Annotated in this window: 14 protein-coding genes; 8 read left to right on the forward strand and 6 right to left on the reverse strand. The window is 50.8% G+C overall.

The window, feature by feature from the left end:
• Positions 1-26 precede the first annotated feature (26 nt).
• Complete coding sequence (locus tag ATY27_RS18690; RefSeq protein WP_208930730.1) at positions 27-425, reverse strand: DUF3293 domain-containing protein; 399 nt, start codon at positions 423-425, stop codon at positions 27-29.
• A gap of 195 nt (positions 426-620) precedes the next feature.
• On the opposite strand from ATY27_RS18690, the gene ATY27_RS18695 reads away from it, so the two are divergent.
• Positions 621-2,258, forward strand: coding sequence for an ATP-binding protein (locus ATY27_RS18695; RefSeq protein WP_208930729.1), 1,638 nt, complete (start codon positions 621-623; stop codon positions 2,256-2,258).
• 196 nt (positions 2,259-2,454) lie between these two features.
• On the forward strand, positions 2,455-3,162 hold the full coding sequence (gene arcA, locus ATY27_RS18700; protein ID WP_208930728.1) for a two-component system response regulator ArcA: 708 nt from the start codon (positions 2,455-2,457) through the stop codon (positions 3,160-3,162).
• Between the two features lie 88 nt (positions 3,163-3,250).
• Here arcA and ATY27_RS18705 read toward each other — a convergent pair whose 3' ends face one another.
• Positions 3,251-5,551, reverse strand: coding sequence for an ATP-binding protein (locus tag ATY27_RS18705; RefSeq protein WP_208930727.1), 2,301 nt, complete (start codon positions 5,549-5,551; stop codon positions 3,251-3,253).
• Between the two features lie 518 nt (positions 5,552-6,069).
• On the opposite strand from ATY27_RS18705, the gene folE2 reads away from it, so the two are divergent.
• The 3 genes from folE2 (at position 6,070) to ATY27_RS18720 (ending at position 13,309) form a co-directional block, all read left to right on the forward strand.
• Positions 6,070-6,996: a GTP cyclohydrolase FolE2 gene (gene folE2, locus ATY27_RS18710; protein WP_208930726.1), complete on the forward strand. Its 927-nt coding sequence runs from the start codon at positions 6,070-6,072 to the stop codon at positions 6,994-6,996.
• 414 nt (positions 6,997-7,410) lie between these two features.
• Positions 7,411-11,886: a glutamate synthase large subunit gene (gene gltB / locus ATY27_RS18715; protein WP_208930725.1), complete on the forward strand. Its 4,476-nt coding sequence runs from the start codon at positions 7,411-7,413 to the stop codon at positions 11,884-11,886.
• Positions 11,887-11,896: 10 nt separating this feature from the next.
• Positions 11,897-13,309 (forward strand): FAD-dependent oxidoreductase, encoded by a 1,413-nt coding sequence (locus ATY27_RS18720; RefSeq protein ID WP_208930724.1) that lies wholly within the window; start codon positions 11,897-11,899, stop codon positions 13,307-13,309.
• A gap of 109 nt (positions 13,310-13,418) precedes the next feature.
• On the opposite strand, the gene ATY27_RS18725 is transcribed toward ATY27_RS18720, so the two are convergent.
• On the reverse strand, positions 13,419-14,138 hold the full coding sequence (locus ATY27_RS18725) for a PEP-CTERM sorting domain-containing protein (protein ID WP_208930723.1): 720 nt from the start codon (positions 14,136-14,138) through the stop codon (positions 13,419-13,421).
• A gap of 301 nt (positions 14,139-14,439) precedes the next feature.
• On the opposite strand from ATY27_RS18725, the gene ATY27_RS18730 reads away from it, so the two are divergent.
• Entirely contained in the window at positions 14,440-15,963 is a 1,524-nt protein-coding gene (locus ATY27_RS18730) for an amidase (protein ID WP_208930722.1), read from the forward strand.
• A 54-nt stretch (positions 15,964-16,017) separates the two neighbouring features.
• On the opposite strand, the gene ATY27_RS18735 is transcribed toward ATY27_RS18730, so the two are convergent.
• The gene (locus ATY27_RS18735; protein WP_208930721.1) at positions 16,018-16,311 is read right to left on the reverse strand and encodes a DUF1840 domain-containing protein; all 294 of its coding nucleotides are present in this window, start codon (positions 16,309-16,311) and stop codon (positions 16,018-16,020) included.
• A 198-nt stretch (positions 16,312-16,509) separates the two neighbouring features.
• On the opposite strand from ATY27_RS18735, the gene aceK reads away from it, so the two are divergent.
• Positions 16,510-18,258 carry a bifunctional isocitrate dehydrogenase kinase/phosphatase gene (gene aceK / locus ATY27_RS18740; protein WP_208930720.1) on the forward strand — a complete coding sequence of 583 codons (1,749 nt, stop codon included), beginning with the start codon at positions 16,510-16,512 and terminating at the stop codon, positions 18,256-18,258.
• Between the two features lie 61 nt (positions 18,259-18,319).
• Positions 18,320-19,006, forward strand: a complete 687-nt coding sequence (locus tag ATY27_RS18745; protein WP_244151275.1) for a tRNA-uridine aminocarboxypropyltransferase — start codon at positions 18,320-18,322, stop codon at positions 19,004-19,006.
• On the opposite strand, the gene ATY27_RS18750 is transcribed toward ATY27_RS18745, so the two are convergent.
• Together ATY27_RS18750 and ATY27_RS18755 are read right to left on the reverse strand one after the other, a co-directional pair.
• Positions 19,003-19,740, reverse strand: a complete 738-nt coding sequence (locus ATY27_RS18750) for an alpha/beta hydrolase (protein WP_208930719.1) — start codon at positions 19,738-19,740, stop codon at positions 19,003-19,005. The genes ATY27_RS18745 and ATY27_RS18750 overlap by 4 nt on opposite strands.
• The gene (locus ATY27_RS18755) at positions 19,725-20,729 is read right to left on the reverse strand and encodes a M14 family zinc carboxypeptidase (protein ID WP_244151274.1); all 1,005 of its coding nucleotides are present in this window, start codon (positions 20,727-20,729) and stop codon (positions 19,725-19,727) included. The genes ATY27_RS18750 and ATY27_RS18755 overlap by 16 nt, the downstream gene beginning before the upstream one ends.
• Positions 20,730-20,762 lie beyond the last annotated feature (33 nt).

The following is a 20,762-nucleotide window of genomic DNA, read 5'->3' on the forward strand; positions in this document are numbered from 1 at the left end:
TCAGGCGCCTTTTTTACAGCTGAACATCAGTCCGCCAGATAGATCTGCCGGCTTTGGTAAGTGCCAAGATATTCTTCGTGATTTTTAAACAAGGCCGGCACCAGATACAGCTCACCGGCTTCGACCCAATAAATGGCGTTCTGGCAAAATTTCCGCGCCAGTTCAACTGCTGTGGCTTTGTCACATAACACTGCCCAGCTATGTTCCTGAAATGATAAATCCGGTGAAGCGCCAATCAGTCGGCGATGAGGTAAATGTGCAGCATTTAAACGGGTTTCAAATTGACAGTCTAAAGTCAGATTCAACTGATGATGCTTTAAATCACCAAAAGGATTTTGCGCGCTGATGATGGCGAAATTGATTTGGTCGCCCAAAGGCTGGTGACACAAAAACACGCTGGTTTTATAGCTTTCCCACAGATCCATCAAGGGCTCCTGTCAGCAATTGCATGTCGGCGCTGACTATAACTCAGCCAAAGAATTTTGTCAGGTCGTTTGCTTAATTACCTGAAAGTGCATAACATCAGTCAGCGCTATCTCAAACGCGAAAGTCTCCGCCAAATCAATCAGATGTCGGAGCAATGCCTGGTGGGAATGTTGTAAGGGGCTGTGAACGGATACATGAATTCCTTATTACGTACGACATCTATCAAAGCAGCACTGAGCTGGGTTGTGATGCTGATCTGCAGTGTCACTCTGCTGGCATCGCTGACTATTTCCACGCTGCAGGACATCAGTTTTCAAAAGAAAAAGCTGATAGATCAGCTGCACGCCTACGCCAACATCATCGCATTTAACTCCGTTGCCGGCATTTTATATGATGATCCGGAGATCGAAGAAAACCGGTTGAAATCTTTTGCTGCTGTTGAAATTTTGCACAACATTCATATCTACAAATTAACAGCTGAAACCGGCGAGCTTAGTTTTTTTTCCAGTTATAACAGACGTGACGTCGGCCCCCACCCTACGCAATTCAGCAAAGTTGAAAAACTTCAGCAGCCACAGTTTGAAGGCGACATAGTCGAAATCAGCAAAGTTGTTGAGTTTGAAGGGAAAAAACTTGGTTATATCTACATTCGCGCCAGCATGGAAGAGCTTGGTAAATATATACAAAGCCGGGTTTTGTTTGATTTGCTGATCGCCGTCATTGCTTTGCTTTGCGCTTATTTTATCAGCCGCATGCTACAGCGCCGGTTTACCGCGCCGATTGAAACATTGCTAACAACTGTGCAAAAAGTAACCAAAGAAAAAAACTATTCGGTCAGAATGCCTGTCACCGACATTGAAGAGCTGCAAATGCTCGGTCGCGCCGTCAACAACATGCTCGAACGCATTGAACAGCAAATCAATAAACTGCAACAGGCAGAACAGGAAATTCGCCAGTTAAACCAAGGTCTTGAAGCAAAAATCAATGAACGGACTGTCGCGCTAAAAAGTTCGAATCAAGATCTGTTAAACACGCTCGAGACACTGCATCAGTACCAGAATCAGATTGTTGAAACCGAAAAAATGGCCAGTCTTGGCCAGATGGTGGCCGGCGTTGCGCATGAAGTAAATACGCCGATTGGACTCGGTGTAACGGCTTCGACGCTGATGCAGGACAAACTGACTGACATCCAAAAAGCCTTTGATGATAAAAAACTGACGTCGAACCAGCTGTCGAAATTCTTAAGTGAAAGCAAAGAAAATCTCGGCATCATCTATCGGAATCTGGAACGCGCCGCCAGTCTGATCCGCAGCTTCAAGCAGGTTGCGGTGGACCAATCAAACGAAAACCGCAGACAATTTAATATGTTGCAGCTGATGAATGAAGTCTTGTTGTCGCTGCGTCCTAATCTGAAAAAGACTCAGCATCAGGTGCTGGTCGAGTGTGATCCACAGCTTGAGATCGACAGCAAACCTGGCCCGATCAATCAGATCCTGATTAACCTGATTATGAATAGCCTGATCCACGCCTTTGAACACACCGATCACGGCACGATCAGCATCACGGTTAAATTTGAACAAAACCGCTGTCAGATCCGCTACAAAGACAACGGCTCTGGCGTGCCTGAACATATCAAAAAACGCATCTTCGACCCCTTCGTCACAACAAAACGTGGTGAAGGCGGCAGCGGCCTTGGCATGCACCTGGTTTATAACCTGGTGACCCAGGCACTAAACGGCAAAATAAGTCTGGAAAGTTCGTTGGGTGAAGGTGTCGATATCCTGTTTGATTTTCCGGTTATCGTCAAAAGTAGCGCAGCCTCCACGGTTTGAAATTCATAAGCACCTGTTTTAAAAAGAATATTTTTGGTGCAACCCCACATAATTAAGCAAATTCTAATTGTTAACAAAATCACTTGTTAACAATTGGACCCAAAGCTATAATTGCAAAAAAAATGACAACCGCTTGTCATTTGACCAGTTTCGACTCGCGCGAAAATCCAACATAGTTAACATAAGGTTTATCTCCATGCAGACGCCGGTGATTTTGATCGTTGAAGACGAGGAAGTAACCCGTTTAAACCTGGTCCAGTTGTTCGAAGGCGAAGGCTATGATGTCCTCGAAGCCATTAATGGTGAAGAGATGCATCAGCAACTGACCGACAATGCTGTCAATCTGATCGTTATGGACATTAATCTGCCAGGGAAAAATGGCTTAATTCTGGCGCGTGAATTACGCCAGAAAGAAAATATCGGTTTAATTTTCCTGACCGGCCGCGACAGCGAAGTTGATCGCATTCTGGGTCTGGAAATTGGCGCCGATGACTACCTGACCAAACCATTTAACCCACGTGAACTGACTATTCGCGCCCGCAATCTGTTAAGCCGCACTGTGGCTCAGCCTGTGGTCGAAGAACATAAGAGCGTCGTGAAGTTTAATGGCTGGACGCTGGACGAAAACAGCCGCAACCTGACATCACCAAAAGGTGTGTCACGCCGTCTGCCAAAAGGCGAATACCGCGCGCTGCGTCTGATGCTGGATACACCGGGTAAAATCTTCACCCGTGAACAGTTAATCCGCCACATGACAGGCCGTGATCTGCGTCCAAACGACCGGACCGTTGACGTGACTATCCGCCGCATTCGTAAGCATTTCGAATCGGACATCGATAGCCCGGAACTGATCAGCACTATCCACGGCGAAGGCTACCGCTTCGTCGGCAAGATTGAGAAATAATTCAGTCTGCAAAAACAACAACGGCGACTTTGGTCGCCGTTTTTATTTCCGACAGCTGAACATTGCGTTCCATCATGCGGTTTATCACCTAGCCCTCATAAGCACAGAGATACTCGTCAAGCAACTGCAGGTGCGCATCAATGGTCAGGTGGAATTCAATTAACTGACGTTGTACGGCAGTCCAGTTCGGTTCTTCAAGCTGCTCTAACTGCTTCGCCTGTTGCTGTACCCACAATAAACCAACCGATGCTGCGGCGCCTTTAAGCTTGTGCGCTGCATCCTGAAATTCCTGCAATTGCTGCATAGTGGCGGCTTCAACCATTTTATTGACGTAACCAGGCACTAATTGCTGAAACAGTTGCATACTGCGCTGCATCGGGCCTTTGCCCAGCGATTGCAGATAATCCTGCAACGTATTGGTATCAAGCACAGTATCCTGCGGCTCTTTATCGTCCTGTTCCTGAATTTGCTGCTGCCGCGAGGCGCTCGGCGAGAATAATCTGGCCAGCACCTGGTCCAGTTTATTGGTATTGATTGGTTTGGCTAAAGCACCGGCGATGCTGATGCCTTCAAGCTGTTGCTCGGCTTTACGCACATTGGCGCTTAACACGACAATCGGAATTTGCGCCAGATGCGGTTCTTGCTGCATAAAGCGCGCGATTTGGTCACCATTCATGTCCGGCAATTGCATATCGAGCAGCACCAAATCGATATCATCTTCTGTTTCCAGCAATGCCAGCGCATCTTCGCCGGTTTCAGCATGCACCACAGTATGGCCACGTTGTTCCAGTAAATTAGTGGCGATTTCAGCATTCAGTGGGACGTCTTCCACCAGCAAAACAGTCAGTTCCGGGCAAACCAACAGTTGGTTCAATTCAGGAGCCCGCTGTACTTCAGTTGGTAACCGGACTGTGAAATGGCTGCCCTGATTCATCTGGCTTTGCACAGTCACATGGCCACCCATGGCCTCCACCAGCGCTTTGGACACCGACAAACCAATGCCGGAGCCAACAATACTCAGACGCCGGCCGTCGCTGGATTTGTAATACATATCAAAGATGCGCTGTTGTTCATGCAGTGAAATACCAATGCCGGTATCGCTGACGACAAAAATCAGCTCTTGCCCGCACAATTCAGCATACAAACTGATTTCGCCACGCGCCGTGAACTTCACCGCATTACTGAGTAAATTCCACAACACCTGCCGCACCCGTGTCGGGTCCATCTTCAGGTAACCATGCAGTTCGCCGACTTGTTGTAACTTAAACGCCAGGCCTTTTTGCTGACAAATCAGTTCGGCAAAGTTGGCGATATCAAGAATAAACTGAGCTATATCGGTGCTTTGATACAGGATGTCCAAATCCTGCCGGTCGATTTTGTCTAAGTCGATGATGTCATTAAAGATATTGCCGAGTGTTTCGGCACTGCTGAAAATGGTATTGGCCCAGCTGCGCTGCTCGTTCGTTAAACGGGTTTCCAGCAAGCGCCGGGTCAGCCCTACAATACCATTTAGCGGCGTACGAAGTTCATGGCTTAATGTCGCGATAAACTTACCTTTATCCTGATAAGCGCGTTCCAGTGCCTGCTCTGCCATTTTCCTCGACGTGATATCACGACCAAAGCCAAGTAACCCGATGTATCTGCCCTGGCGATCGAAAAACGGCACCTTACGCATTTCAAACCACATTAACTGGCCATCCGGTGTGTTGTATTCCACATCCAGTGTCAGCTCGGCCTGATTCACCGACACTTCGTGGTCGGTCAGTATTGCCGCCGGCGCCATATCCGGCGCGTAAATCTCCGACGGATAATGGCCAATCAGCTCGCTCGAGCTTTTGCCTATCATCCGTTCGAACATTTTATTGCAGCTGGCGAATCGGCCGGTTTCGTCACGGTAATAAAACAAATCCGGCGAGCTGTCGACGATCGACTTCATCAGTAAGCTTTGTTCTTCGACTAATAGCTGGGTCTTTTTGCGCTCGGTAATTTCTTTGCGCAGTTCATCCACCGCCTGGCGTTTGGCCTGAAAGGCTTTTTTCCGCTCTTCAATTTCGAAGTTCAGCTGACGGATATTCTCCTGCAGGTTTTCGTTCAGGCGTTTTTCCTGCCGGGCAGAGTCCTGCAGATAAAATAAAGTGGCGTCGAGGTGTTTAATCAGATAAAGGCAGGCTGACACCAGAGGCGGCGCTGCCACTACAGCAAATAACACCGCACCGCTGATAAATTCCCAGTCAACCCGGTTATGCAGCGTCAGACTAAACGCTAATGCGATCAGGCCTGATGCGACAATGATCAGCAGAGTCGTCAGACTGAATAACTGCAACCAGCCCCACTGCTTCAGCACCAGCGCCAGCTGACTGACCCAGGGATGGATCCGGTATTGACTCATGCAGTTTGTACCTCTCCCTGCAACTGCAGGACTAAATCGCAACAGGTTCAGTCACAGCGTACCGCGTCTGACCGATAAAAAAGCAGGATAAAATCTGGCTGAACTATTAATAGTGCAGCCCTGTTTTGTCCCGGTTAGATTATCTTGTCCTGACTTCTTTGCCAATTGCAGATCATGGACCTGGCCGATTATTGCCCAGCAAATATCGGTGCAATCGCACTATTGCAACTCTGGCCACAGCAGAAGCCGCTGATCCGGCTTGCTTGTCAGTGCGTAAAGGAAAGGGGTAAAATACCCGACTAATTTTATCAGGTATTTATTCTTGTTTCTGCCAGAGCCGCCCCCACATAGCAGCTTATGACAGAGTAAATCCGAATCCGGTACGCAGATCGAACGAAAAAATGGATGGCACCTTTGCAAATTTTTCATAAGACAAATGTGTGAAGCTTGATAGAATGCCGGCCTTTTTACAGACAAAGCGTGCTGAAGTAGTCGCAACAGACAGTCCCGGAGATTTCATGCCGATAGCGATGCCAGATGTAGCCAACCAATCATGTGCCACCACTGAGGGCACTTTAGACTGGGTTGGCATGAGCCATATTGAAGTGCCATTGATGCTGGCGTTACACGGTGAAGCCCCGCGTCAGGTCAGCGCCAAAGTCGAAGCATTCGTCAACCTGGCCGACCCGAAAGCTAAAGGTATTCACATGTCGCGGCTGTACCTGGCGCTGGACGAATTGTCCCGTGAGTCCAGCCTGAGCCATGCCACCTTGTGTAACCTGCTCGACACTTTTATTACTACCCATGAAGATTTAAGCGATCAGGCTTTTGTGAAGTTTGATTTTGATCTGCATTTACGCCGCAAAGCCCTCATCACCGAAAAACAAGGCTGGAAAGCCTATCCGGTGACAATCACCGGTCAGGTGGTAGAAAAGCAGTTGCAGGTGGAACTGAAGGTTAATGTGCCTTATTCCTCGACATGTCCTTGTTCTGCCGCATTGGCGCGTCAGCTGATCCAGGAAGCTTTTGTCACCCGTTTTGCCGGTCAGCAGCAAATCAGCAGCGAATTAGTCGTCGATTGGCTTGGCACGACGCAAGGCATTGTCGCAACACCACACAGCCAGCGCTCAGTTGCTGAAGTTAAAGTGAAACTGCAACACAATGTAACCGAGTTTCCGATTGTGGCACTGATTGATGCGATTGAAGATGCACTGAAAACACCTGTGCAGGCAGCAGTCAAACGCGCTGACGAACAGGAATTTGCCCGCTTAAACGGTCAAAACCTGATGTTCTGTGAAGACGCCGCGCGCCGGCTGAAACATGCCTTAAATGGTTTGACTGAGTTTGAAGACTTCTGGCTGCGGGTGAATCATTATGAATCGCTGCATGCACACGATGCAGTTGCCGTGACCGTCAAAGGTTTGCAAGGTGGTTATCGCGCCTGAACCGGCCGACTATCACCCTGCTGAATAGCGCGCATATTTACCGCATATATCAGCGACTAAAAACCAACAAAAAGCTGCCAGTGGCAGCTTTTTTTTTATCTATCCTCAGGCATTAACCGGTTAAAAATGTCTATTTCTGTAATTTTATTACATTTCAACCGCCAATACAGATGCGATGAAGTACCGGCGTTCCGCCAAAAGTCATCTTGCAATTTCCAGCAAAAATCGGTATATCTGATAGCAGGTCTTTACGTTCAGACGTCCAGACCCCACTAGAATAAAAACTCTAACAGCCATTGACCCTTGAAAGTACGACCGTTATTTTCTTTCACACGTAAAAACCAAAATTAAAAGAATATAAATTCACTATTTTTACATTTTTATTTATGCAGGACAGGTTGGAGGGAGTGTGTCATGGCGTTGTATCACCACAGCCAGGCCAGAGAAAACTGTGGCTTTGGTCTGATCACCCATCTTGAAGGGGTGGCAAGTCACCGGATCGTCAGAACTGCAATCAGCGGTCTGGCCCGGATGCAGCATCGCGGTGGCATTTCAGCAGACGGCAAAACCGGTGACGGTTGCGGTCTGCTGATGCAGAAACCTGATAGTTTTTTCCGCGCTATTGCCGCGGAGAATAACTGGGTGCTGGGCAAAAAATATGGCGTCGGGATGATTTTTTTAAGTCAGGACCCGATTAAAGCAGAGCTGGCCAAATCCATTATTGAAGCTGAAATTACCCGCGAGACCTTAACACTGGTCGGCTGGCGCGAAGTGCCTACCGATGCCGCAGTGCTGGGACCTATTGCGGTCAGTTCAATGCCGAAAATTATGCAGGTGTTTGTCAGTGCCCAGCCAGGCTGGGGTGACCACGACCTGGAACGCCGCTTATATATGCTGCGTCGTCGCGCCGAAAAGCTGGTCGCCGAGCAATTGCCGGATGACAGCGATTTTTATATTCCGAGTTTTTCCAGTCTGGTCACCGTATTTAAAGGCCTGATGATGCCGGCTGATTTGCCGGGATTTTATCTGGACTTAGCGGATATCCGCATGGAAACGGCGATTTGCGTGTTCCACCAGCGCTTCTCAACCAACACCATGCCACGCTGGGCCTTAGCTCAGCCATTCCGTTTCCTGGCACATAACGGTGAAATCAATACCATCACCGGCAACCGGCAGTGGGCGCGGGCCCGGCAATACAAGTTTGCCTCGCCACTCATCCCGGATATGTCGCAGGCAGCACCTTATGTCAGCACCAAAGGCTCAGATTCCAGCTCGCTGGATAATATGCTGGAGTTGTTTTTAGCCGGTGGCATGGACTTGTTCCGCGCCATGCGCTTGCTGGTGCCGCCGGCATGGCAAGGCAATAAGGTGATGGACGACGACTTAAAAGCCTTTTATGAATTCAACTCGATGCATATGGAGCCGTGGGACGGTCCGGCCGGTATCGTGCTGACCAATGGTCAGCATGTCGCCTGTAATCTGGATCGTAACGGCTTGCGCCCTGCCCGTTTTGTTATCACCAAAGACAAGTTAATTACGCTGGCTTCTGAAGTCGGGATCTGGGATTACACTGCAGATGAAGTGCTGGAAAAAGGCCGCGTGGGCCCGGGCGAGATGCTGGCGATCGATACTCAAACCGGTACCATCTGGCGCTCCGACGAAATCGACGCCGACTTAAAAGCGCGTCACCCGTACCGGCATTGGCTGAACCAGAACGTGCAGCGCCTGGTGCCGTACGAGAAGTTTGAAACTGACCTCATCGGTAAACGTGTATTCTCTGATGACGAAATGCTGGTGCTGCATAAGCTGTTTAACTACAGCTATGAAGAAATTGACCAGGTCATCACAGTGCTGGCCAAAGACGGTCAGGAAGCGGTTGGCTCTATGGGCGACGATACGCCGATGGCGGTGCTGTCGCGTAAACCACGCACTTTCTACGATTATTTCCGTCAGCAATTTGCCCAGGTCACTAACCCGCCAATAGATCCATTGCGTGAAGCGCATGTGATGTCGCTGGCGACCAGTATTGGCCGCGAACACAATGTGTTCAGTGAAACAGCAGGCTATGCCCGTCGTATTCAGTTTGAATCGCCGGTGATGATGTATTCCGATCTGAAACAGCTGAAAACCGCAGATCAGAACTTCTATAAACATCACATTATCTCGCTGAACTATGCACCGGAAGAAGGTCTGGAAAATGCGCTGCGCCGCATTGCCGCTGAAGCAGTGTCCGTCGTGCGTGAAGACAATGTGGTGCTGGTGATCCTGACCGACCGCAAAATCCAGCAAGGTTTTGTGCCGGTACCGGCAGCCATGGGTGTTGGCGCCGTGCATCATGCCCTCGTCGACAACCAGCTGCGCTGTGATTCCAACATCATTATTGAAACCGCCGGCGCCCGTGACCCGCATCATTTCGCGGTGCTGGTCGGTTTAGGCGCCACCGGGATTTATCCGTTCCTGGCCTACGAGACCATCGAACAGCTGGTGGAAAAAGGCAATATCAACCTGACCGCCCGTCAGGCCGTGTTGAATTACCGCAAAGGCATCAACAAAGGTCTGTATAAGATCATGTCGAAAATGGGTATCTCCACAGTGGCCAGTTACCGCTGTTCGAACCTGTTTGAAGCAGTCGGGATCAATAAAAACGTGATGCAGCTGTGCTTCCCGGACGTGCCTTCGCGTTTAGGTGGTGCTGATTTCACTGATTTTGAAGCCGATGTACTGGTTCGCGCCAATACGGCATGGCTAAAACGTAAGCCGCTGACACACGGTGGTTTGCTGAAGTATGTGCATGACGGCGAATACCACGCCTATAACCCGGATGTGGTACAGACCTTACAAAAAGCGGTACGTAGCGGCGATTACGAGGACTACAAAGTCTATCGTGATGTGGTGAACACCCGCCCGGTTGCGCACATCCGCGATTTGTTTGCCCTCGATAAGACCAAAGCGACTCCGGTTGCGCTGGATAAAGTCGCGCCGCCAGAACGGCTGTATCCGCGTTTTGACAGTGCGGCGATGTCGATTGGCGCCTTGAGCCCGGAAGCGCATGAAGCGTTAGCTATTGCGATGAACCGGTTAGGTGGTCGTTCTAACTCGGGTGAAGGTGGTGAAGATCCACGCCGCTTTGGTACTGAAAAGAACAGTAAAATCAAACAAGTGGCTTCTGGCCGCTTCGGTGTAACGCCGCATTATCTGGTCAATGCAGAAGTTATCCAGATTAAAGTGGCACAGGGCGCCAAACCTGGTGAAGGTGGTCAGTTGCCGGGTGAAAAAGTCACAGCTGAAATAGCGCGGCTGCGTTATTCAGTGCCGGGCGTGACGCTGATCTCCCCTCCGCCGCATCACGATATTTATTCGATTGAAGATTTGTCGCAGCTGATTTTCGACTTAAAACAAGTTAATCCACAGGCGCTTATTTCGGTCAAACTGGTGTCAGAACCAGGTGTCGGTACTATCGCGACTGGTGTGGCTAAAGCTTATGCCGATCTCATTACAGTATCCGGCTATGACGGTGGCACCGGCGCCAGCCCGCTGACTTCGGTTAAATATGCCGGTAGCCCGTGGGAGCTGGGCCTTGCCGAAGTGCATCAGGCTTTAGTTGAAAACGGCCTGCGTGACCGCGTGCGGTTACAGGTGGACGGTGGTCTGAAAACTGGTCTGGACGTGGTCAAAGCTGCCATTTTAGGCGCCGAAAGCTTTGGTTTTGGTACCGGACCTATGGTGGCGCTTGGCTGTAAATTTCTGCGGATTTGCCACCTGAATAACTGCGCTACCGGCGTCGCAACGCAAGATGCCACGTTACGCCGCGATCATTTCAACGGTTTACCGGAAATGGTGATGAACTACTTTAAGTTTATCTCGCAGGAAGTGCGCGAACTGATGGCTGAACTGGGCGTCACCGAACTGACTGACCTCATTGGCCGCACTGATTTACTCAGCGTCAAACCGGGGGAAACTACGCGTCAGGCCAAGCTTGATTTAACGCCGATTTTGCTGGCGAGCGGTGTCCGTTCAGATAAATCACTGCATTGCATGCAAAGCAACGACCCGTTCGACAATGGCCCGCTGAACCAGTTGTTAGTGGAACGCTGCGCCGACATGGTTAAGTATAAAACCGGTGGCCGGCTCAATCTGGCGATCCGCAATACGGACCGTTCGGTTGGTGCCAAGTTATCCGGTTTAATTGCCCGCACCCACGGCAATCAGGGCATGGCGACTGAGCCGATTGAAGTGCAGTTTAACGGCACTGCGGGCCAGAGCTTCGGCGTCTGGAACGCCGGTGGTTTGCATCTGTCACTGCAAGGTGATGCCAACGACTATGTCGGGAAAGGCATGACTGGCGGGCAACTGGCGGTGTATCCACCTAAAGGCTGCAGCTTCGCCAAAGACAACGCCGCTATCGTCGGCAACACTTGCCTGTATGGCGCAACCGGCGGCCGTTTATATGCGGCGGGCCGCGCTGGCGAACGTTTTGCCGTGCGTAACTCCGGCGCTATTGCGGTGATTGAAGGCACTGGTGACAACTGCTGTGAATATATGACCGGCGGTGTGGTTGTAGTGCTGGGGCAGACTGGCGTGAACTTTGGCGCGGGTATGACCGGTGGTTTCGCTTATCTGTATGACGAGCAAAACGACCTCGACTTGCGTGTGAACAGCGAGCTGGTCGAAAGTCTGGAGATTAGTACACCTATTCTGCAGGAACATTTGCGTAGCCTGATCCATCAACATTTTGAAGCCACAGGCTCCGAACGCGCGCATCAGATCTTGTCGTCGTTCCAGAGCTGTTTAAGTAAATTTAAGCTGGTAAAACCAAAAACCAGCGACGTTAATACCCTGCTGGGCCACCGTGCCCGCTCGTCCGCCGAGCTGCGGGTTCAGGCGATGTAAGGAGGAACCTATGGCTCAGAACGTTTATCAGTTTATCGATGTAAAGCGGGTCGACCCACCGAAAAAATCGCTGGATGCCCGCACTATTGAGTTTGTTGAAATTTATCAGCCGATGACCGACACCCAGGCGGCTGGTCAGGCAGATCGCTGTTTGGACTGCGGCAATCCATATTGTGAATGGAAATGCCCGGTGCATAACTATATCCCGCAGTGGCTGAAGCTCGCCAATGACGGTCGCATTGTTGAAGCGGCGGAACTGGCTCACAAAACCAACTCGCTACCGGAAGTTTGTGGCCGCGTTTGTCCGCAGGACCGGCTTTGTGAAGGCGCCTGCACGCTCAACGAGGGGTTTGGCGCTGTCACTATCGGCTCTATCGAGAAGTACATCACCGACAAAGCCTTCCAGATGGGCTGGCGGCCAGATTTATCCGCCGTGGTGAAAACCGACAAAAAGGTGGCGGTGATTGGCGCAGGCCCGGCAGGCCTGGCTTGTGCCGACGTACTGGTCCGTAACGGCGTGACTCCAGTGGTGTTTGATAAATATCCGGAAATCGGCGGCCTGCTGACCTTTGGTATTCCGCCATTTAAGCTGGAAAAAGACGTACTGAAACTGCGCCGCGAGATCTTCACGGAAATGGGCATTGAGTTTCGCCTCAATACTACTGTGGGTGTCGAAGTCAGCTTTGACAGTCTGCTGGAACAGTATGATGCGGTGTTCCTGGCGCTTGGCACTTACACACCGATGCAAGGTGGCCTTGCCAATGAAAACGCGCCGGGTGTGTATGAAGCACTGCCGTATTTAATCGGCAATGTGAACAATCTGCACAACTGGACTACTGAACATCCGTTTGTCGATTTAAAAGGCAAAAAAGTCGTGGTACTGGGTGGTGGTGATACCGCGATGGACTGTGTGCGTACAGCTATTCGTCAGGGCGCCAGCAAAGTGATTTGTGCTTATCGTCGTGACGAAGCCAACATGCCGGGTTCGCGTCGTGAAGTACAGAATGCGCGTGAAGAAGGCGTCGAGTTCATGTTTAACCTGCAACCGCTGGGGATTGAAGTGAATGCCCAAGGTGAAGCCGTCGGTGTGAACGTGGTGACGACTGCTTTGGGTGCGCCGGATGCGAAAGGCCGCCGCTCACCAGAGCCGGTCGCAGGTTCAGAACAGGTGCTGGACGCGGATGCGGTGATCGTGGCATTTGGTTTCCAGCCAAGCCCGCCAAAATGGCTGGCTGATCAAGGCGTTGCGCTTGATAGCAAAGGCCGGGTTGTGGCGGCAGAAGACAGTCTGTTTCCGCTGCAAACCAGCCAACAGAAGATTTTTGCCGGTGGTGATATGGTGCGTGGCTCTGACTTAGTCGTCACAGCGATCGCGCAAGGCCGCAAAGCCGCCGAAGGTATTCTGGATTATCTGGCAGTTTAAAAGACTGTAGGCTCGACATCGCCGAAAATTGCTCCTGCATTTTCGGCGTACCGTCCTTCCATGGACATAAAAAAACCCGGCAAGCCGGGTTTTTTCTTAGCTGTGCAAATTAAGCACGTTTGCGTAAACGCAGAGCCAGTAAACCTAAGCCCAGCAGTGCAGCAGAAGCTGGTGCCGGAACGCCAGGAGTTGGTGGCAGGCTGCCTTCGTCGATCAGGGCATATTTCACCATGCCACCGGCGACCAGTACTTCACCAAAACCGTTACCCCAGAATTGGACTTTAGAGAACGATCCACTGTCATCAAATGCAGCAACAAAGATCTCATGGACTAAATCGCCGAATCTATTTTTAAACAGACCATCGCCATATTGAGAAGCTGAAGCAACCAGAATTGGTGCGCCATTGTCAAACGAGATGTATAAGTCAGTCGTTGGTTCGTGACAGCAAGTCGCCCAGTCACCTACTTCAAAACCAAATGAATTGATTGGATTGTCAAAAGTGAAAGTAATACCACTTACTTTTGAACCTAGAGCATCACGAGATGAACCATACGGGTCGATGCTCATGACGTCACCAGACATAGTGCCGTAGCTACCAAACCATACCGAACCACCATCGGTGCGCGAGATAGTGTAATCGCCGCGATCAACGACTGGACCACCCATCAGATCGGTCCAAATGTCAGTTTTAACAGTACCGCCGGCGTTGATGACTGTGGTGTTGAATTTTGCAGAACCTGTTGGGATCCCTTCAAACACAGTTGCAATAGTGGCTTGGGCAGAAGAAGCGGCTAACAGCAGTGCAGCTGCGAATAACTTAGATTTCACGATTAAAGTTCCTTGTCATTGGTTATTAAAGCGAGGTTCAATAAGCAGAAATTGTGCCATCGCAATTTAACTATTTAACTCATATAGTTAACCAATAATTAGCTGAACCTGTTTTAGCAACTTGTAAAAATATCAGACAAAGAAATTCGTTTTGTAAACAGAATAATTTTGAAAACAACGTTTAGTTGCGCATAGAAAAAATAACACAACATCTGCTGCAACTCTGTCACTGTTGAAATGTAATTTTTTTGTGAATTCAATTTTGGCGTGTTAGGGTAAGAACCTAGCACAGGAGATTGATATGTCTTTGATTCGTTTATCATCGCTCGTTATGACAGTTGCCACAGCCCTGGCCTTTTCTGCACAAAGCGCTGAACTGGCACGATTATCATTGTCACAAGCTCAGCAATTGCAACAGCAAGGCAAACTCAGTTCAGAAGCTCTGACACGCTATTATCTGAATCAAATCGCCACGATGGATAAACAAGGCCCTGCCCTGCATGCCATGACCGATATGGATCCTACAGCACTGACACAGGCCAGAATACTGGATGCCGAAAGGAAAGCAGGAAAAGTTCGCGGCCCGCTACATGGCATCCCTGTTGTACTCAAAGCCAACATCGCCACGGCAGACCAATTGCCAACTACGGCCGGGGCCCTGGTGCTGAAAGACTTTAAAACCAGTCAGGACGCCAGCTTAGTCCGGCAACTACGCGAGGCTGGCGTTGTGATCCTTGGCAAAACCAATTTATCAGAATGGGCAAACTTTCGTGGTGAGGGCTCAGCCAGTGGCTGGTCCGCGCTGGGCGGCCAAACTAAAAACCCTTATGTATTGAGCCAAAGCCCCTGTGGTTCCAGTTCAGGCTCAGGTGCTGCTGTCGCAGCGGATTTAACTTTATTGGCCATCGGCACTGAAACCGACGGCTCTATTACCTGCCCTGCCGCGATTAACAATATTGTCGGCATCAAACCGACGCACGGCGCTGTATCTGGCCACGGTATTATCCCTATCGCCAGCTCACAGGATACGGCAGGCCCAATGACACGCAACGTCGCCGATGCTGCAGCTTTGTTACAGGTCATCGCCACACCGCAAGCACAACAACGTTATGGCGACCTGAATGCAGCCATCGCGCAGCAGTCGGTGAAGCAAGTGGTGTTAGTGCGGCACTATGACAAAGATTATCCGGCGGTCGGCAAGATGCTGGACGAGCTGAAACAGCAGCTGACCGCTTTAGGGGTAACGGTGAAAGAACGTCAGACCTGGCAGTTGGCAGATTCTGTGTACCAGGATGAATTTAACGTCTTGGTTTATGAATACAAACGCGATTTAAATCAGTGGTTGCAGGATTTCAAAGCGCCGCCTGCCGCAACAGACATTAAAAGCATCATTGCCTTTAACCAACAACAAGGCAAAAGCGCTTTAGCATTTTTTGGTCAGCAATATTTAGAACAGGCGGAAGCCATCGACCTTGAGAAACAAAAAGCAGCCTATCAACAAGCCCGTCAGCGCTCGCAACAGCTGGCTGCGGCTTTATTAGATGAAGATTTGACCAATGATGCTTTAGTGATTGTGCCAGCGACCGGTCCCGCCTGGGCCATTGACCACGTTAAAGGCGATCAATATAACTTCGGCTCGGCCAGTGCAGCGGCCATTTCCGGTTATCCATCTTTAACCTTGCCGGCAGGCTTTGACGGTCATCTGCCGCTCGGCGTCAGTATCATCGGAAAACCATGGCAGGAAGCGCGCATAATTGGCCTGGCGCATGCGCTGGAACAACAACGCGGTCCGGCTGCGGCGCCGACGTACCGCACCAGCCTGTAAGACTGCTATGCCATAGAAGCCAGCAGTTTTAGCTGGCTTCTGGCCCCGTTTTAATCAATCCCAATGAATACTATGCTGTGCTTTCACTGCAGCTTTGAGCATAGCCAATAAAGGCACAGCCCTTTGTTTCAGGCCAACAGCCGGCTCTTCCCCGGGTTGCTGCGGCATTGGCGCGTCAGTCACATCTTCCAATGCTTCCTGCAACTGCCACAATGCCTGCGGTACATCGTCGGCATAAAATGCGCCCGGCACTTTTGGCTGCGCGCCCATCAGCTGAATGAGCTGTAATGCCGGCTCGCCAAACATAGTGATAGGGTAATGATCTTTGCTGTGGAAAGTGACTAGCATTTGTTTGCACTCCTCTGACACTGATAGCTCAAACAACGAAACGGGCGGGACCGACACTATACTCTGCTCCGGCCGCGTAGCTCAAGCGTCTCTGATTGCCCGGCAAAACAGACCTCTGAACAGTGCACTAAAGTTCGATTTACAGCCTGAACCGAACAAGGTATAACCAATAAATTGAGCATTAACTCTAAATATTCTATGCCACAAGCTCAGCATATCGCCGACATCATCATGCGTGGTTTTCGCCGCCATTTCCGGTTGTTTCAGCAAATTACCGCCAATGCGCAACAAAGATTCGCTGCCGCCGACTGGAGCGGTTTTTTAACCGACAATGCCGAACGCATCTCTTATTACGACACCAGAGTCAGCGAAACTATCGCCGTGCTACAACAGGAATTACCGGTCCATTGTCTGGATAAAGCCTTGTGGCAGCAAGTGAAACAGCATTATCTGGTTTACCTGCAATTCCACCCGCAGGCTGAACTGGCAGAAACCTTTTATAACTCGGTGTTTTGCCAGCTGTTCGACCGGCAATATTTCCATAATCAGAATATTTTTGTTGAATCAACCTTAAGCAAACAGCAATTGCCGGCGCCGGTGGCCTCGGTCTATGACAGTTATTTTCCGGCACAAGATGGCTTGCGCCAGTGTCTGCGCCGTATTCTGAGCGGTTTTAGTCTCGGTGTGCCTTTTGAAGATTTGGACCGTGACATCCGCCTGATCGTCAAAACCTTTGTGGCTCAGTCCAGCCATGGCCGCCATCCGGTCCATCAAATCCGTTTTGATATTCTAAAATCGGTGTTTTATCGCAATAAAGCAGCTTATGTGGTGGGCCGGGTGGTCAGTCCGGATGGCCAGCAGCCATTTATCATGCCGCTGCTCCATCAGCGCAGCCGCGGGCTTTATGTCGACAGCCTGCTCACAGACACCCAGCAAATGACCATCATCTTCGGTTTTTCCCGCGCCTATTTTATGGTCGATGTGCCGGTCCCTTCGGCCTTAGTGCATTTTTTAAAAGAACTGTTGCCGCATAAGACACTGGCTGAGCTGTATGCTTCCATCGGCCTGCATAAACAAGGCAAAACCGAGTTCTACCGGGAGCTGCTGCAACATCTGGCGCAAAGCCGCGATGCTTTTGTCGCGGCCCCCGGTATCCGCGGCATGGTGATGATGGTGTTTACACTGCCGTCATTTCCTTATGTGTTTAAAGTGATCCGCGACCGCTTCGCCGATACCAAACCCTTTGGTCGCGATACCGTTAAACGCCGCTATCACCTGGTCAAAACCCACGACCGGGTCGGCCGGATGGCTGATACACTGGAATATTCTGATGTTGCATTGCCGAGAAATCGCTTTTCGGCGGAACTACTGGCTGAGCTGCAACAAAGCATCGCCAGCTCGCTGGTGATCGAAGATGAGCTGGTGGTGATCAAGCATCTGTATATCGAACGCCGTATGTTGCCGCTGAATCTGGCGCTGGAGCAGGCCGGACCGGAGGAAAAACGCCGGCTGATGCAGGATTATGGTCAGGCACTGAAAGATATGATTGCCGCCAATATTTTTCCCGGCGATATGCTGCTGAAAAACTTTGGTGTCACCCGTCATGGCCGCGTGGTGTTTTACGACTACGACGAAGTGCAGTATTTGCTCGATATGAATTTCCGCGCTATACCAGCGCCACAGAACTGGGACGATATGCTCAGTGCCGAGCCCTGGTATCCAATCCACCCGGGCGATGTATTTCCGGAACAGATCGCCACTTTTGTCACAGCCCAGCCCGAACTGCGTGAGCTATTGCAGGCGCTGCACCCGGAACTGCTCGATGCCAGCTATTGGCAACAAAAACAGCAACGTATCCGTAGTGGCATAGTGGAAGATGTCTTCGCCTATCCGCAGCAGCAGCGGTTTGTCCGTTTGTACCCGCAGGAATTCAACCCGAAAAGCTAAAACACACTTCAGCACGGAACTACGTTAAAATGCCGGCCTTTTCAGCGGTCCGGATTTTATTTTGGCTAATGTAGTGCTGGAGCTGCGCCTGCGCGAGCTCGCTAAAACCACCAAACCTTTTAATGCCCGCGGCAGCAAAGTGATCCGTTGTGACGGTTGCCTACTGCCGAAAGCTGATTGTATCTGCGCGGCTATTCCAGCGCCTTCAGCCCGTAGCGCGTTTTTATTTCTGATGTATACCGGTGAATGCTATAAACCCAGCAACACAGGCCGGTTGATTGCGGATGTGGCCGCAGACAGTTATGCCTTTGTCTGGGATCGCACCAATCCGGATCCGGCATTACTACAACTGCTGCAGCAGCCGGACTACGCCCCCATTTTGGTATTCCCGCATGAATATGCCGCAGCTGAACGTTGCATCAGTACTGTCCCGGCCGTACTGCAAACAGGCACGAAGAAGCCACTTTTTGTGATGCTGGATGGCACCTGGCGCGAAGCTAAAAAGATGTTTACTAAAAGTCCCTATCTGGATGATTTTCCGGTCCTTGGCATCAATCCAACTGTCTCTTCAAGCTATTTGCTGCGCGAAGCTGTGCATTTGCATCAGCTATGTACTGCTGAAGTTGGCATAGAAGTGCTGCAACTGGCCGGCGACCATCAGGCATCACAGGATTTAACCGGTTATTTCCAGCATTTTCGTCGCCAATATATGGCGGGCAAACCGCATCTGCATTTTGACGAGAGCTAATCTGCATTCGCATAAAACTGTAGTAGCTGACCAAGTAACCAACCTGGTGCGTCCAATACCAGATCATGTCCGGCGTCAGGCAGCTGCCGATGCGGCACCTGCCAGTATTCTGCCAGCCGTTGGCTGCAGATCGGATGAACCAGCTGGTCCGCGCCACCGCTTAACAATAATATCGGGCATTGTGGTTTGGCTGGCAGACTAAACCGGCTGGCGGCCATCAGTTGCCGCAGCACATTGCGGCGCAGCACCGGCCTGTGTCTGGCAATATCAACGGCATGAAGTAATTGTTGTGGCTGCCAGTACTGGCTGGTCAACTGTAAGATCAGCCGTTCCCGTTGCAGCACAGGCGCAAAAAAAGCACTTAATACTTTCGGATACTGTTGCCAGCGTAAACGCTGATAAAATGGTGTAAGCGCGCCGGCACTGGTATTTATCAATACCAGAGATGCGACCTGTTGCGGTGCTAAGGCTTCCAGTTGCACGGCGAGCATGGCTCCAAGTGACATCGCCACCAAATGCCAGGGACCGGGATGCTGCCGGCGTATTCTGGGCAACATCAGTTCTGCCAGCCGCGCCATATCCGCCGGGCTTTGCTCCCGATGAAACTGACCCATCCCGGGCAGATCCTGACACAAAACTAACCTTCGGCTCTGCTGCGCCAGCGTTGTCGGGAAATCCCCCCAATGTGCTCTCTCGCGGGCTAAGCCGCGTAACAACACTACTGGCTGTACCATAAGTCATTCGCCTCCACGGCATTGCGACTATCCACTGTGGGCAGCCAATGTGCCGAAGCTGCCGTCGCCTGTAGCAAAAATTCGAACAAAATCAGGTGGCTGCGCAACACCCGTTTCACCCGGTGTGGTTTCACCGGATGGAACAAACCATGACTTTTAAATAGCTGAAACGGATTTTTCCGCACCCAATTCCAGGAGCCCATTTCCAGCGTCAGTGGCAGCATCAGGTGGTTATGCAATAAAGATTGATCAAACAGGTGGTCCCATAAATCACCGTGACATAAATAATGCCGGCACTGTGGCTCAAAAATGTAATTCTGATGTGGATAAGTCTGAAACAATAATTCCCGTAGCCGGTGCATTTGCGCCAGATGGGCAATCGGCTGCGTACTGGATTTCGCGTAAGGAAACCACAAGCGATCGGTCTGACCAAAACCGGAATGGCAATCCAGTACCAGTGAAAACGGTGCGCTGAACAACCGTTGCTGCACGAAATCGCACAACACCCGGCTTTCTGTTTCCAGCTGGTCGGCAGCGCCGCGAAACCAGGGAATAAATTTACTGTAACGTTGGCCACCGACTAAAAACGCCGCACCTTCCACACAGTCTTGCGGGCCATTACGCATTAAATCGACATGCCGGGCGTTAGAGCGCCAGCCCCGCGCCATTCCACCCGGGTTCAGCAAAGGCAATATATAAAGCTGGACCCGGTCGAACAGCGCGGCAAATTGCTGGTCCCAACGCAACCTGCTACACAAACTTTCCAGATAGGCCAACAACACCTGCGTGCCGATCCGTTCCAGCCCATGAATGCCACCCGTGAGCAACAATACCGGCTTGTCTGGCGCTGCATTGCCGATAGAGATCGCGTAAAGCGGAAATTGTTGGTCAGCAGCGCTGATCATCGCCAGGATCTGCGCACTGACGGGCGCTGGCGCATGCCGTAGCAGCAATTCCAGCTGATGCAGCTCTGGCAGAGAATCTTGCAAAGCCACTCCGGCAATAGTGGATAAAAACTCAGC

The sequence above is a fragment of the Rheinheimera sp. F8 genome (genome assembly GCF_001518915.1).